General features: G+C 58.6%; 1 protein-coding gene. It reads right to left on the bottom strand.

Translation table 11 applies throughout. The features are described from left to right. On the bottom strand, positions 1-278 hold a 278-nt coding region (locus tag Q4548_RS16825), incomplete at both ends, for an alpha-E domain-containing protein (RefSeq protein ID WP_303457207.1).

The following is a 278-nucleotide window of genomic DNA, read 5'->3' as shown; positions in this document are numbered from 1 at the left end:
ACATCATAAAGGCGGTACGCAGGATTCGCAGCGCGGCTTCGGCACGCTCGGCATAACGTCCCATCCAGAACAGGTTTTCCACCACCCGACTGGGCAAGCTGATCAGGTCGGCTTCGCGACTGACCGGCTCATCGACCTGCTCATCATGCACCATACGCTCCGGCTCAGAAGCGATCACCCAGGTGTCCTTGCTCTTGGCACCGGTCTGGTTGGAAATCATGAATGAACGTTCGTCCTGACCGATACGGGTCAGGCCACCGGGCATCACGGTATACGAG

The organism is Wenyingzhuangia sp. 2_MG-2023 (assembly GCF_030548295.1).
Classification (GTDB): domain Bacteria; phylum Bacteroidota; class Bacteroidia; order Flavobacteriales; family Flavobacteriaceae; genus Wenyingzhuangia.
This window is presented reverse-complemented; position numbering and strand designations above follow the sequence as displayed.